This is a genomic window from Ferrovibrio sp. MS7, assembly GCF_038404985.1.
Classification (GTDB): domain Bacteria; phylum Pseudomonadota; class Alphaproteobacteria; order Ferrovibrionales; family Ferrovibrionaceae; genus Ferrovibrio; species Ferrovibrio plantarum.
The window spans coordinates 1,826,639-1,839,163 of record NZ_JBBKBA010000001.1; the positions used below are offsets into that span (position 1 = coordinate 1,826,639).

At 65.9% G+C, this 12,525-nt stretch carries 14 protein-coding genes; 4 read left to right on the top strand and 10 right to left on the bottom strand.

Annotated elements, in window-relative coordinates; genetic code table 11:
• Window positions 1–15: 15 nt before the first annotated feature.
• The 4 genes from V6B08_RS08735 to V6B08_RS08750 all read right to left on the bottom strand — a co-directional run bounded on the left by V6B08_RS08735 (window position 16) and on the right by V6B08_RS08750 (window position 5,060).
• Window positions 16–633, bottom strand: a complete 618-nt coding sequence (locus V6B08_RS08735; protein WP_341979733.1) for a LysE family translocator — start codon at window positions 631–633, stop codon at window positions 16–18.
• Between the two features lie 17 nt (window positions 634–650).
• On the bottom strand, window positions 651–1,901 hold the full coding sequence (locus V6B08_RS08740) for an MFS transporter (protein ID WP_341979735.1): 1,251 nt from the start codon (window positions 1,899–1,901) through the stop codon (window positions 651–653).
• Window positions 1,902–2,020: 119 nt separating this feature from the next.
• Window positions 2,021–3,085, bottom strand: a complete 1,065-nt coding sequence (gene ada, locus V6B08_RS08745) for a bifunctional DNA-binding transcriptional regulator/O6-methylguanine-DNA methyltransferase Ada (protein ID WP_341979737.1) — start codon at window positions 3,083–3,085, stop codon at window positions 2,021–2,023.
• 181 nt (window positions 3,086–3,266) lie between these two features.
• Window positions 3,267–5,060 carry an acyclic terpene utilization AtuA family protein gene (locus tag V6B08_RS08750; protein WP_341979739.1) on the bottom strand — a complete coding sequence of 598 codons (1,794 nt, stop codon included), beginning with the start codon at window positions 5,058–5,060 and terminating at the stop codon, window positions 3,267–3,269.
• Window positions 5,061–5,144: 84 nt separating this feature from the next.
• Between V6B08_RS08750 and V6B08_RS08755 the strand changes: the two genes are divergently transcribed.
• Genes V6B08_RS08755 through V6B08_RS08765 form a run of 3 tightly spaced genes read left to right on the top strand, consistent with a single transcriptional unit; the run spans window position 5,145 to window position 7,115 of the window.
• Window positions 5,145–5,912 (top strand): double zinc ribbon domain-containing protein, encoded by a 768-nt coding sequence (locus tag V6B08_RS08755; RefSeq protein ID WP_341979741.1) that lies wholly within the window; start codon window positions 5,145–5,147, stop codon window positions 5,910–5,912.
• Between the two features lie 55 nt (window positions 5,913–5,967).
• Complete coding sequence (gene grxC / locus V6B08_RS08760) at window positions 5,968–6,228, top strand: glutaredoxin 3 (RefSeq protein ID WP_341979743.1); 261 nt, start codon at window positions 5,968–5,970, stop codon at window positions 6,226–6,228.
• A 2-nt stretch (window positions 6,229–6,230) separates the two neighbouring features.
• Window positions 6,231–7,115 carry a carbon-nitrogen hydrolase family protein gene (locus tag V6B08_RS08765; RefSeq protein ID WP_341979745.1) on the top strand — a complete coding sequence of 295 codons (885 nt, stop codon included), beginning with the start codon at window positions 6,231–6,233 and terminating at the stop codon, window positions 7,113–7,115.
• Here V6B08_RS08765 and V6B08_RS08770 read toward each other — a convergent pair.
• The 3 genes from V6B08_RS08770 to V6B08_RS08780 are packed head-to-tail and all read right to left on the bottom strand — an operon-like array spanning window position 7,079 to window position 9,030.
• The gene (locus V6B08_RS08770; RefSeq protein ID WP_341979747.1) at window positions 7,079–7,879 is read right to left on the bottom strand and encodes an inositol monophosphatase family protein; all 801 of its coding nucleotides are present in this window, start codon (window positions 7,877–7,879) and stop codon (window positions 7,079–7,081) included. The two genes, V6B08_RS08765 and V6B08_RS08770, sit on opposite strands and share 37 nt — an antisense overlap.
• Before the next feature lie 51 nt (window positions 7,880–7,930).
• Window positions 7,931–8,497 (bottom strand): GNAT family N-acetyltransferase, encoded by a 567-nt coding sequence (locus tag V6B08_RS08775; RefSeq protein ID WP_341979750.1) that lies wholly within the window; start codon window positions 8,495–8,497, stop codon window positions 7,931–7,933.
• A gap of 11 nt (window positions 8,498–8,508) precedes the next feature.
• On the bottom strand, window positions 8,509–9,030 hold the full coding sequence (locus tag V6B08_RS08780) for a class I SAM-dependent methyltransferase (protein ID WP_341979752.1): 522 nt from the start codon (window positions 9,028–9,030) through the stop codon (window positions 8,509–8,511).
• A 73-nt stretch (window positions 9,031–9,103) separates the two neighbouring features.
• Between V6B08_RS08780 and V6B08_RS08785 the strand changes: the two genes are divergently transcribed.
• Window positions 9,104–9,523, top strand: a complete 420-nt coding sequence (locus tag V6B08_RS08785; protein ID WP_341979754.1) for a DUF1178 family protein — start codon at window positions 9,104–9,106, stop codon at window positions 9,521–9,523.
• Between the two features lie 262 nt (window positions 9,524–9,785).
• Here the strand turns inward: V6B08_RS08785 and V6B08_RS08790 are convergent, their stop codons facing one another.
• From V6B08_RS08790 to V6B08_RS08800, 3 genes are read right to left on the bottom strand one after another with little or no spacing between them, the layout of a single operon-like run.
• Complete coding sequence (locus V6B08_RS08790) at window positions 9,786–10,235, bottom strand: (deoxy)nucleoside triphosphate pyrophosphohydrolase (protein ID WP_341979756.1); 450 nt, start codon at window positions 10,233–10,235, stop codon at window positions 9,786–9,788.
• 7 nt (window positions 10,236–10,242) lie between these two features.
• Window positions 10,243–11,475 (bottom strand): bifunctional glutamate N-acetyltransferase/amino-acid acetyltransferase ArgJ, encoded by a 1,233-nt coding sequence (argJ, locus tag V6B08_RS08795; protein ID WP_341979757.1) that lies wholly within the window; start codon window positions 11,473–11,475, stop codon window positions 10,243–10,245.
• Window positions 11,476–11,506: 31 nt separating this feature from the next.
• Window positions 11,507–12,424, bottom strand: coding sequence for a peptidylprolyl isomerase (locus V6B08_RS08800; RefSeq protein ID WP_341979759.1), 918 nt, complete (start codon window positions 12,422–12,424; stop codon window positions 11,507–11,509).
• Window positions 12,425–12,525: the final 101 nt, after the last annotated feature.

A 12,525-nucleotide genomic window follows, 5' to 3' on the forward strand; every position in this document is an offset into this window, starting at 1 on the left:
CCCTATTTTAGTTTTCTATGGCTCCGTCACTGCCAGCTTAACACCAAGCCCGACGAAGGCCGCCGCAAAAGTCCGCCGCAGCCACAGCATCACGCGCGGGCGCGTCAGCACATGGTCGCGCATGGCGGCGGCGAACAGGCCGTAGACGGCGAAGACCGCAAACGTCATCGCCATGAAGACGGCGCTTAAGGTCAGCATGCTGCCGAGCGGCGCCGGGTCGTTGGCCGCGATGAATTGCGGCAGGAAGGCGAGGAAGAAGATCGAGAGCTTGGGGTTGAGGATGTTCACCAGCACTGCCTCGAGCGTGATCTGCCAGCCGGAACGGGGCGCACCGTTGGCCTGAGCGGAGAAGCTCATGGCGCCGCGCTCGCGCCAGGTTGCCCAGGCCATGTAGAGCAGGTAGGCGACGCCGGCATATTTCACGATCTCGAAGGCCAGCGCGCTGGCATGCAGCAGGGCGGCGAGGCCGGTGATGGCGGCAAGCATATGCGGCACGATGCCGAGCGTGCAGCCGAAGGCCGCGATCACGCTGGCGCGGCTGCCGCGCCCCAGACCGGCGGCGATGGTGTAGACCACGCCGGTGCCGGGCGTGGCGACGACGATCAGCGAGATAATCAGGTAATCCAGGCTCATGACGATGCCGCTCCAGGTCAAGCCGCCGCTGCGAGCCCCGCGATCCGTTGCCGGCGCCAGCGCAGCAGCATCCAGCCGATGATAGCCACATTGAGCAGGTTGAAGGCAATGCCGTTCAGCAGGGCGGCCTGATAGCTCCCCGTCAGGTCGAAGATGGCGCCGGACATCCAGCCGCCCAGGCTCATGCCGGCAAGCGTGGCGGCGATGGCGACCGAGACGCGCAGGCCCGATTGCTCGGGCGGAAACAGTTCGCGCACGATGAAGGCATAGCTCGGCACGATGCCGCCCTGTACCAGGCCGAAGAAGGCCGAGACGATGTAGAGCGAGGCGAGGCCATCGAAGGGCAGGTAGAAGGTCAGCGCCAGGCCCTGCAAGGCCGAGCCGAGCAGCAGCGTAGCGAGTCCGCCGATGCGGTCGAGGATCCAGCCCGAGGCCAGCCGGCTGATGATGCCGAAGGCCAGCATGAGTGAGAGCATCTCGGCGCCGCGCGCCGGGCCATAGCCGAGATCGACGCAATAGGCGACGATATGCACCTGCGGCATCGACATGGCGACGCAGCAGGCAATGCCGGCGATCAGCAGCAGGCCCTGCACGCCATTCGGCGCCAGCCCGAGCGGGCGATGCGCACCGGCCTTGTTCAAGCCCGCGCTGGCCTGCGGCAGCGGCGGCTGGACCGGCGGGCGGCGGCGCAGCACAAAGCTCAATGGCACCATGGTGACGAGGCAGAACAGGCCGATGCCCCAATGGGTGTCGCGCCAGCCATGCTGGGCGATGAAATATTCCACCACCGGCGGCCACACCGCGCCGGCGAAGTAATTGCCGCTGGCGCAAAGCCCGATGGCGAGGCCACGGCGGCGCTCGAACCACAGCGAGATATCGGCGATCAGCGGGCCGAACATGGCGGAGGAACCGAAGCCGATCAGGCCGCCATAGATGAAGGCCAGCATGGTGATGCTGGTGGCTTTCGCCGCCAGCACATAGCCGAGACTCAAGGAGAGCGTGCCGAGGATCACCGGGGTGACGATGCCGAAACGGTCGGCCAGCCTTCCCATGAACACCACGCCGACGACAAAGCCGAGCATGGTCAGTGAGTAGGGCAGCGAAGCACCGCCACGCAGCACGCCGAATTCCGCCTGCACGGCGGGCAGCGCGACGACGATAGCCCACATGCCGACACCGCCGATGGTGCTGATGGTGAAGCTGCCCAACAGGCGCAGCCAGGCATAGGGGGATTCAATATCGCTGGCGTGACCAGGGGCGGTGGTCATGCGGCGGCTTCCTTCTGGGCGAGACGTTTCCTTGTCCGCTAGCCTAGGTGCTGCCGCATTCCATGGCAATGGCGCGATTGTGCGGGTGCAATGCTCTAGGCGGTTATTCCGCCGCCCAGCTACTCCGCTGCTTCGGCGTCGAGGATCGCCTGCTTGCGCGCCAGGCCCCAACGATAGCCGCCCAAGCCGCCATCGCTGCGCAATGCGCGGTGGCAGGGCACCAGCACGCCGAGGATATTGTTGCCGCAGGCCGAGCCGACGGCGCGCGCCGCTTTCGGTTCGCCAAGCGCGATGGCAATTTCGCGATAGCTGCGGGTTTCGCCGCGCGGGATGGCGCTCAAGGCCTGCCAGACGCGGATCTGGAACGCCGTGCCGCGCAGATCCAGCGGTAGCTCCTGCTTCGGCTTGCGGCCCATCAGCAGGGCGTCGAGCGCGGCCAGCGCCTTCTTGCCGGCCATGTCGTCGCGGCTGATGTCGGCCGCCGGGAATTCGCCGCGCAATTCATCCAGCATCGCCGTGTCGCTGTCGCCGAACAGCAAGGCGGCAATGCCACGATGGCTTTCCGCCACCAGCACGCGGCCAAGCTTGCGCGGCGCGGGATGGATCGCCACGGTGAGGCTCAAGCCTTCGCCGCCGCGCTTGTAATCGGCCGGCGTCATGCCGAGCCAGCGGTCGGCTTTTTCATACACCCGGCTCGGGCCACCGAAACCGGCGCCATAGATTGCGTCCGACACGTCAGCACCGCCTTTCAGTTCCGCTTTCAGCTTGTCGATGCGCCGCGCTTCGGCATAGGCGCGCGGCGAGAGGCCATAGGCCGCCGTGAACAGCCGCTGCAGATGCGTCGGGCTGACATGGGCGGCACGGCTTAAAGAGTTGAGGTCCGGCGCTGCTTCGCCGGCTTCGAGTTTCTTGTCGATCAATTGCCGCGCCCGCTCCAGCCGCGCATCGGCCTCAATCAGCGCATCCGGGCGGCAGCGTTTGCAGGCACGGAAGCCGGCGGCCTGGGCCTCGTTCGGGGAAGCGAAGATGCGGACATTGTCGCGCTTCGGCGCCCGGCTGGTGCAGGAGGGGCGGCAGTAGATCCGCGTGCTGGCGACGCCGTAGAAAAAGCGGCCATCGGCCTTGGCATCGTTGCCGAGGATGGCGGCGAATTCGCGGTCAGTAGGGGTGCGTGGCTTGCTCATGGGATGAAATCTACGGCCTGCCCCGTCGCCCGGCTATCCGGTTCCTGCGGTTTCAGTGGGGGCCTTATTTCCTATTGACTATGCGTCACCCCCGGGCCCGACCCGGGGGTCTCAGGCCAGTCACGGCGAGATGCCCGGGTCAAGCCCGGGCATGACGATGGGAATGGGGGGCAGTCGGCCCTCAATCCCCCTTGAGGCCCCAGGCGGCGGGCACCGGCACCGGGAAATCCAGCAGCATGCCGGCATAGGCCTTGCCCTGGGGGTCGTTCTGCAGCGAGGCGATGCCGCCGCCGCCGAGCGAATCCTTGAGCAGGAAATTCAGGCCATGGATACCGGGCCATTCATAGCGCGTCACGCCGCCCTGGCAGCGATGCGCGAAATACTTTTGCACGGCCTCCGGGGTCAGGGCGGCACGGATCGCCGGCAGATAGTCCGGCTTGCGCGCGATGACGCCGATATTGCTGTCGTTGCCTTTGTCGCCGGAGCGCGCCCAGGCCAGCCGGATCAGCGGTACAGTGAGATCGGTCTGCTGTGGCGCCGGCGTGGTATCGGGCACGCCCGCCGGGCCGCCGCAGACATCGCCGCCCACCGTCATCACCGCCACCGGCTTCGCGATGCCATCGCCAAGCTCGATGCTGACCGGCAGGGCGGCTTTCGGGATGAAGCAGGAGAACAGCCGCACGATCGGTTGCGGCGAGGCGCGGCCGCCACCCGAGCCGGTGGTGCCGGCGGCGAAAGACGTGCCGGCCGGCGCGATCTCGCGCACGAAAATGTCGAGCGCCGCCTTCTCGGCATGGCTCACCGCCAGCTTCATCACCACTTCGCGGCTATCCAGCGCGCCTTGCCGGGCATTGTCGCCATACATCGCTTCCGTGCCGATTTCCTCGATGGAAACCGCACGGTAATCGCCCAGATTCAGCATCTGGAAAATCTTGCGCGTGCGAGTGAGGATGGCTTCCGCCGTGCGCCGCGCGCGTTCGCGTGCTTCCCGCCCGCCGATGGTGAGCTGCGCCACGGCGCGGAAGCCGTCCATGTAGGTGGCCGAGACCTTGTATTCGTCGCCCGGCGGCTGGCCCTTGGCGTTCGACACCTTCACGCGATGCTCGCCAACCTGCTCGATGCGCACGGCGGTGAAATCGCAGGTCACATCGGGCAGGCGATAGGCCGCCGGATCGCCGATCTCGTAGACCAGCTGCTCGGACACCGTGCCGACGCTGACCAGGCCGCCGGTGCCTTTCGGCTTGGTGACGATGAAGCTGCCGTCTTCCGACACTTCCGCGATGGGATAGCCGATATTGTCCCAGTCCGGCACGTCGCGCCAATCGGTGAACAGGCCACCAGTGGCCTGCGCGCCGCATTCCAGGATATGCCCGACCAGGCTGCCGGCCGAGAGCCGGTCGTAATCAGTGAGGCTCCAGCCGAATTCATGCAGCAAAGGCCCCAGCGCCACGGCGCTATCGACGCAGCGACCGGTGATGACGATATCGGCGCCGTCCTTGAGGGCTGCGGCAATCGCCCCTGCCCCGAGATAGGCATTGGCCGACATGAAGCGGGCAGGGCGCTCAGTGCCCGGTACCATCGGGCGCAGCCTGCCTTTGAGTGTCTCGATATTCGGCATCAGGTCGTCGCCCTGCACCACGGCGACTTTGAGGTCGAGGCCGGCATCGGCGATCATCTGGCGGATCACTGCCCCACAAGCCTGCGGGTTCACGCCGCCGGCATTGGACACGATCTTCACCTTGCGCCGCGCGATCTCGGGCAGCAGGCGCTTCATGGTCACGGTGACGAAATCGGTGGCATAGCCTTGCGCCGGATCCTTGGCGCGCATGCGGGCCATGATCGACATGGTGATCTCGGCCAGATAGTCGAAGATCAGGTAGTCCAGTTCGGCCTGGAACAGCAATTGCGGCGCGCCCACCATGGAATCGCCCCAGAAGCCGGATGCGCAGCCGATCTTCACCACTTTGCCGGTCATCGCCGTTTCCTCATGCTTTTTCTCTTTATGGCGCAAGCTTAGCGGCTGTTGACCGGGCCGTCATCGCTGCCGCAACGTAAGCAGATGAGCCTTGGCGCGATTTCCCCCCTGCCACGCGGCCTGCGGCGCTTCGGTCGCTGGGCGCTGGATGCCCTGCTGCCGCCGCGCTGCATGCTCTGCGGTGCCCTGGTCGACGAGCCGGGCCGGCTTTGCGCCGGCTGCTGGCCCAGCCTGGATTTCATCGCCGAACCGCTTTGCCCCTGCTGCGGCACGCCCTTTGCCATCCCGGTGCCGGCGGGGATGCTCTGCGGCGCCTGCCTCGCCAAGCCGCCGCGTTTCCGCCGCGCCCGCGCGGCGCTGGTCTATGGCCGTGGCGGGCGCGACCTGGTGTTGCGCTTCAAGCGCGCCGATCGCACCGACCTGGCTTTGGGCCTCGCCGGGCTGATGCGCCAGGCCGGCGGCGTGCTGCTTAAGGAAGCCGACCTGATCCTGCCGGTGCCGCTGCATCGCGGCCGGCTGTGGCGGCGGCGCTATAACCAGTCAGCCCTGCTGGCCCAGGCGCTGGGGCGGCTCAGCGATAAGCCGGCCCTGGTGGATGCCCTGGAGCGGGTGAAACCCACCCCCAGCCTCGGCGGCCTGAACCGGCGGCAGCGGCGCGAGGCCCTGGCCGGGGCCATCCGGGTGGCGCCGCAGCGGCGTGCCAGTCTGGCCGGCAAGACCGTGCTGCTGGTGGACGATGTCTACACCACCGGGGCGACGGTTTCGGCCTGTATCCGGGCCTTGCGCGGTGCCGGGGTGGCTGCCGTGGATGTGTTGACGCTCACACGGGTGCTGCGGCCGGATATTGTTTAGCCCCGCGGCCGCGCCATATAATTTTCATAGACGACTCACTCCCCGAGGCAGGCCCATGGCCGACATCACCATCTACACCACGTTTCTTTGCCCTTATTGCGCGCGCGCCAAGGCGCTGCTGGACAAGAAGGGCGCCAGCTACAACGAGATCGACGTCTCCTACGACCAGCCGAAGCGCGAGGAGATGACGCGCCTGACCGGCGGCCGCACCAGCGTGCCGCAGATCTGGATCAACGGCCAGCATGTCGGCGGCTGCGACGATCTCTACGCCCTGGACCGCGCTGGCAAGCTCGATCCCATGCTGGCGGCGGCCTGACCATGGCCGCACCGGAGGCTGCGACCGGTAATACAAAAGGCCCGCGCCATATTCGCATCGCCTGCGTGCAGCCGAATATCGGCGATGACATGGCGGCGAATATCGCCCAGGTCTGCGGCCTGATCCGCGAGGCCCATGCCAAGGGCGCCGAATTCGTCACCACGCCGGAGAATTCCAGCTTCATGGGGCGCAATTCGGCGGCGAGCCTGGAGGCCGGCAAGCCCGAGGCAACGCATCCGGCGCTGAAAGCCTACCGCGAGCTGGCGGCGGAACTGAAAATCTGGCTGCTGATCGGCTCGATCTCGGTGCGCGAGGACGGCGCCAACCGCAACGCCAACCGCAGCTATCTGGTCAATCCAGAAGGCGAGATCACCGCGACCTACGACAAGATCCACATGTTCGATGTCGACTTGCCAAACGGCGAGGTGTTCCGCGAGTCCAATACCTTCGCGCCGGGCGAGCAGGCGGTGCTGGCGGATCATCCCCAGGCCAAGCTGGGCCTTTCGATTTGCTACGACGTGCGCTTCCCGCAGCTTTATCGCGGTCTGGCGCAGGCTGGTGCGGAAGTGATCATGGTGCCGGCGGCGTTCACGCGCAATACCGGCCAGGCGCATTGGCATATCCTGCTGCGGGCGCGGGCCATCGAGACCGGGGCCTTCGTGGTGGCGCCGGCGATGTGGGGCGATCATCCGGGCAAGCGCCAGACCTACGGCCATTCGCTGATCATCGATCCCTGGGGCCGCGTGCTGGCTGATGCCGGCGAGGGCACCGGCGTGGTGCTGGCGGATATCGATCTCGATGAAGTGGCCAAGGCGCGCGGGCAGATTCCCGCCTGGCTGCATGAGCCACGCTATTCGAAGCCGATCACCTCGGCGACGAAGGGATAAAGCGCCGGCGTTGCTGCCAGCACGGCATTGCCTTTGTTAAGGCCGTCGTTTTTCAGGAAATCGTTCATCTCGCCGCCGGCTTCCGCCACCAGCAGCAGGCCGCCCAGCGCATCCCAGCTATTGAGATGCGTTTCGTAGAAACCTTCCAGCCGCCCGGCGGCGACATAGGTGATGCCGAGCGCGCCGGAACCGAGCCGGCGGTATTCGCAGCCGCGCCGCAGCAGCCCGTCGATGGCTTCGACATGCGGCGTCTGGCTCATGCGGTGGCCATAGCCAAGCCCGATGCAGGCACGGCTGGGATCGCTGATGCTGCTTACCTGCATGCGCTGGCCGTTGGCAAAGGCGCCCTTGCCACGCCGGCCGGAAAAAAGCTCGTCGCGCACGGCATCGTAGACCAGGCCAAGCTCCAGCCTGCCATCCACCACCAGGGCCAGCGACACGCACCAGAAGGGCAGGCCACGCAGAAAATTCGCCGTGCCGTCGATTGGATCAATCACCCAGGTGGCATGGCCGCCATCGCGGCCCTTGGCTTCGTAGAGACCGCCTTCTTCGCCCAGGATATTGTCCTGCGGAGATTCCAGGCCGAGCCTGGAGACTATCAGCGCCTCGGTTTCCTTGTCGGCGCGGCTGACGAAATCCTGCAGGCCCTTCTGCTCGATGGTCAGGGTCGCGCGGTTGTCGAAATAGGCTCGCGCCAGTTTGCCGGCGTCGCGGATGATGTCCTCGGCCAGATGCCAGCGCCGCTCGATGCCGTCACCACTCATGTTCCGCTCCCTCTCAAGGGACGGCCAGATAACTCAATGATCCGCGCCCTCTCAAGGGACGGATTGTGTCACCGTTTCGGGTGTTGGGCAAATCCAGGCCTCGCGGTCGAGCGCGAACCAGCGCACGTTGCGCTCCCATAGCAGTTTCTCGCCCTCCGGCGCGAAACCAAGCTTCAGCAGCACGCGTTGCGAGGCGCCGTTGCCCGGCGCGGTAACGGCAAAGACATGCGCCAGGCCCGCCGCGCCGAAGCCATGATGCAGTGCGGCGCGGCCGGCCTCGGAAGCCAGGCCACGGCCCCAATGGGTCTTGTTCAGCAGGTAGAGCAGTTCCACCGCATCGGCCTCCGGCACATAGCGCAGGCCGCATTGGCCCAGCAGCCGGCCGCTGGTGCGGTCGGCCACGGCCCAGACGCCATAGCCGCGCTGTGTCCAGGAGGTGCCGAAATTGTGGATGTTGCTCTTGGCCCGTTCCTCGGCCTGGGCCGGCGAAAGCCCGCGCCCCGGCAGCATGTGGCGCATCACCGTGTCGTCGGCATAGAAGCGTGCCAGGCCCTGCCAGTCGCCGGGCTGGAAGCCGCGCAGCCGCAGGCGCTCGGTTTCAATTTCAGGCGCGGTCATCAGTCCTGGATTCATAGGCGCCGCGCCGCGATACGCTGGCGCATGGCCGTTTTTGGTTGGCTTTCCTCGCCCTGCTCGAAGGCGAGTACTTGGCAATGTGGTCGGCAGAGATCGAATAGTTCGTTCTCGGCCAGCAGGAAATCCGGGTTGGACGGTTTGCCGAAGCGTTCGTTGCCGCGCATGAAAGTTTCATAGAGCAGCAGGCCGCCGGGTTCCAGGGCGGCGAAGAGTGCCGGAAACAATGGCCGCCACAGGTAGTTCGTCACCACGATGGCGGCGAAGGCGCGGTTGGCCAGCGGCCAGGGAGCATTGCCTTCGAGATCGGCCTGCAGCAGTTCCGCGCCAGGTTGGCCTTGCAGATCGGCAACGCCGCGCAGGTCGATATCGACGAAGCAGACCGGGTGGCGGTTTTCCAGGAACAGCCGGCCATGGCGCCCGCCGCCGCAGGCGAGATCGAGCACCGCACCACCCGGTTTGGTGGTGGGGGCGAAGCGCGCAATCCAGGCCGAAGCCCCATCCCCCTTGCTGTGCACCGGCAACTGCCCCATATATTAGTCAATAATCATCAATACTTGGGTCCCCCCAGCGGAATCAAGCGGCAACGCGATGATCAAATACGAGTTGAAATGTAAAAAGGAACATGTCTTCGAGGCGTGGTTCCAGGATAGCGCCACCTACGACGTGCAAGCGAAGAAGGGCCAGGTGCAGTGTCCGCATTGCGGCTCGCGCAAGATCGCCAAGGCGCCGATGGCGCCGCGCCTCGCCCGTTCCAGGGGCGAACAGGCCGCCGACGAGGCCCGCATGGCGGCGGATGCGCGCAAGGCGCTGCTGGCGTTGCGCGAACATGTCGAGAAGAATGCCGATTATGTCGGCGCGGAATTCCCCGAGGAAGCGCGCAAGATGCATTACGGCGATGCCGAGACGCGCAACATCTACGGCGAAGCCACACCCGACGAGGCCAAGGAACTGGCCGAGGAAGGCATCGAGGTGACGTCGATCCCGTGGATTCCCCGGGGGGATGCGTAAGTAGACACAAATATACAAATATCGTCATGCCCGGGCTCGACCCGGGCATCTCTCTCAATTTAGCCTGAGATGCCCGGCTCAAGGCCGGGCATGACGAGTTTATAAAGAAACGGGCTGTGGAATTTAAGCCATAACAAAGACCGTCATACTCCGCGTAGGCGGAGTATCCACGAGTTTTCTTTATTTCGATTGCTCAAGCAAAAACGCGTGGATGGTCGGCCTTCGCCGACCATGACGTTTTATGTAGGTCTGGTCCTGAAATTCACAGCAGGTCGCGCAGCATCGCCACCAGCGGCACATCGGCCGGCGGCATCGGCAACTCGCTCATCTTTACCGGCCGCACCCATTTCAGTGCCTGGCCCTCGCGGCCCTCGGGCTGCCCAGCCCAGCGGCGGCAGACATAGAGCGGCATCAGCAGGTGGAAATCATCGTAGCTGTGGCTGGCGAAGGTGAACGGCGCCAGGCAGGCGGCGCTGATATCGAGGCCGAGTTCCTCGCGCAGCTCGCGCAAGAGCGCCGCTTCGGGCGTCTCGTTCGCTTCCACCTTGCCGCCGGGAAATTCCCACATGCCGGCCAGCTTCTTGCCCGGCGGGCGCTGGGTCAGCAGCACGCGGCCATCGGCATCCACCAGGGCCACCGCCACCACCAGCACCACCGGTTTCGGCTTCAGCACGCTTTCGGCATCGCCGGGGCAGAGCGGGTCGGCGTTCATCGTGCGATTAGCTGCGGTAATCGGCGTTGATGTCGATATAGCCGTGCGTCAGGTCGCAGGTCCAGACCACGGCCTTGCCCTTGCCCACGCCGACATCGACGCCGATGCGCACATCGTCGCTCTTGAAATGTGCCGTGGCGGCGGCTTCGTCATGGTCCTTGCGCACCATGCCCTTCGAGGTCACGGCTTTGCCGCCGATGGTCACCACCAGCTTGTCGCGGTTGGCCTGCTCGCCGCTCTTGCCCACGGCCATGACGATACGGCCCCAATTGGCATCGGCACCGGCAATCGCGGTTTTCACCAATGGCGAATTGGCGATGGCGCGGGCGATGACGCGTGCGGCGGCATCGTTCTTGGCGCCGGTCACGCTCACCGTCACCAGCTTCTGCGCGCCTTCGCCATCCTTGGCGATCAATTGCGCCAGTTCGGCCATCACTTGAGTCAGCGCGCGGCGGAAATCCGCCAGCGCCTTGTCATTTGCCTTGGCCGGCGCCTTGTTGCCGGCAGCACCGGTGGCGAACAGCAGCACGGTATCGGAGGTGGAGGTGTCGCCGTCCACCGTGAGGCAGTTGAAGCTCTGATCGTTGGCACCTTTAAGCAACGCCTGCAACACATCGGTCGGCAGCTTGGCATCCGTCACCAGGAAGGCCAGCATGGTCGCCATGTCCGGCGCGATCATGCCCGAACCCTTGGCGATACCGTTGATCGTCACCGGCTTGCCGTCGATCTTGCAGGTGGCGGTGGCGAGCTTGGGGAAGGTGTCAGTGGTCATGATGGCGCGGGCCGCAGCGGCCCAGCCATCGCCGGTCAGCGCCTTCTTCAGCTTCGGCATCTGCGCCACGATCTTCTCGGCCGGCAGCAATTGGCCGATCACGCCGGTGGAGGCGAGATAGATCTGGTTCGCCTTGGCGCCCAGCGCCTTGGCCGCGCCCTCGGCAGTGGCCTTCACCGCCGCGAGGCCGGCCTTGCCGGTGAACACATTGGCGATGCCGGCATTCACCACCAGGCCGCGCGCCGGCTTGCCCAGGATCTTGCGGCCCCATTCCACCGGCGCACCCGGCATCGAGGATTGCGTGAACAGGCCCGCCGCCTTGGTGCCAGGCGCCAGTTCGATCAGTAGCAGGTCGTCGCGGTTCTTGTAGCGCATGCCGCTATGGCCGGTGGCCAGGCGCGCGCCGGCAATGGCAGGCAGGCTGGGCAGGGTCTTGGGGGCAAGCGGCGAAACCGGATGCGCGGCCATGGCGGCGTTTCCTCGTCTTCTCTGATCTAATTTACTTCTTGGGAGCCGGCGCCAGGGTCGGGAGCTGGCCCGCCGGCTTGGGCTGTTCCACGATCTCGATCTTGGCGCCCTTCTTCAGGTCGTTGACCGTCTGCTCGACGATCTCGCGCACCAGGATGTCGCGCACTTCGTCGGCGACGTCGTTGAAGGACGGCGGCGGCGCCACGCGGCGCGCTTCCACCTTGATGATGTGGAAACCGAACTGGGTCTTCACCGGCTTCTGCGTCACCTGGCCGGGCTGCAGCGCGAAGGCGGCTTCGGCGAATTCGGGCACCATCTGGTCCTTGGTGAAGAAGCCGAGGTCGCCGCCAGTGGTGGCGGTCGGGCCGGTCGAACGCTTCTTCGACACGTCGCCGAAATCCTGGCCCTTCTTCACGTCTTCCAGCGCCGCCATGGCGTCGGCTTCGGTGGCGACCAGGATATGGCGGGCATGCACTTCGTCGCGCGGCGGCTGGGCCTTGATCAAGTCGTCGTAACGCTGCTTCAGCCGCGCCTCGGTGAGCTGCTGCGACACGGCGCGCTCAAGGAAGGCCTGCTGCATCACGTTTTCACGCGCCACTTTAAGCTGATCCTTCACCTTCGGATCATTGTCGATCTTGGCCTTCTCGGCGGCCTCGTTGATCAGGCGGCGGGCGACGATCTCGTTGATCAGCGCCGGCATGATGGTGTCGAGCGGCGCCTGGCGCATCTGCGGCGGCAGCGTCTCATACACGGCGGCGACCTGCGAGCGGGTGATGGCCTGGCCGTTCACGCGTGCCACCACCGGGTCATTGGCAGCCGGGGCAGCAGCCTGGGCGGGTGCCGCCGGCTTGGCGCCTTGGGCCAGCACGGTGGTCGGCATGGTGGCCGGCAGCGAGCAGGCCAGCAGGCCGGCGATGAGGGCAAGGCGGGAAGCGGAGAGATGGAACACGGGCGGGCTCGCGGGAAGAGGGGAGGGGTGCATTAAAAGCGGCGCCAGCATAGCCATTTCCAGCCTCCCGGCAAGGCCGCGATTGTCAGGGTTCACAGGCT

Bases quoted from the DNA above. Each gene is read 5' to 3' on its own strand.
- V6B08_RS08735 (WP_341979733.1), bottom strand. From the start codon at position 633: ATGAGCCTGGATTACCTGATTATCTCGCTGATCGTCGTCGCCACGCCC.
- V6B08_RS08740 (WP_341979735.1), bottom strand. From the start codon at position 1,901: ATGACCACCGCCCCTGGTCACGCCAGCGATATTGAATCCCCCTATGCC.
- ada (WP_341979737.1), bottom strand. From the start codon at position 3,085: ATGAGCAAGCCACGCACCCCTACTGACCGCGAATTCGCCGCCATCCTC.
- V6B08_RS08750 (WP_341979739.1), bottom strand. From the start codon at position 5,060: ATGACCGGCAAAGTGGTGAAGATCGGCTGCGCATCCGGCTTCTGGGGC.
- V6B08_RS08755 (WP_341979741.1), top strand. From the start codon at position 5,145: ATGAGCCTTGGCGCGATTTCCCCCCTGCCACGCGGCCTGCGGCGCTTC.
- grxC (WP_341979743.1), top strand. From the start codon at position 5,968: ATGGCCGACATCACCATCTACACCACGTTTCTTTGCCCTTATTGCGCG.
- V6B08_RS08765 (WP_341979745.1), top strand. From the start codon at position 6,231: ATGGCCGCACCGGAGGCTGCGACCGGTAATACAAAAGGCCCGCGCCAT.
- V6B08_RS08770 (WP_341979747.1), bottom strand. From the start codon at position 7,879: ATGAGTGGTGACGGCATCGAGCGGCGCTGGCATCTGGCCGAGGACATC.
- V6B08_RS08775 (WP_341979750.1), bottom strand. From the start codon at position 8,497: ATGACCGCGCCTGAAATTGAAACCGAGCGCCTGCGGCTGCGCGGCTTC.
- V6B08_RS08785 (WP_341979754.1), top strand. From the start codon at position 9,104: ATGATCAAATACGAGTTGAAATGTAAAAAGGAACATGTCTTCGAGGCG.
- V6B08_RS08790 (WP_341979756.1), bottom strand. From the start codon at position 10,235: ATGAACGCCGACCCGCTCTGCCCCGGCGATGCCGAAAGCGTGCTGAAG.
- argJ (WP_341979757.1), bottom strand. From the start codon at position 11,475: ATGGCCGCGCATCCGGTTTCGCCGCTTGCCCCCAAGACCCTGCCCAGC.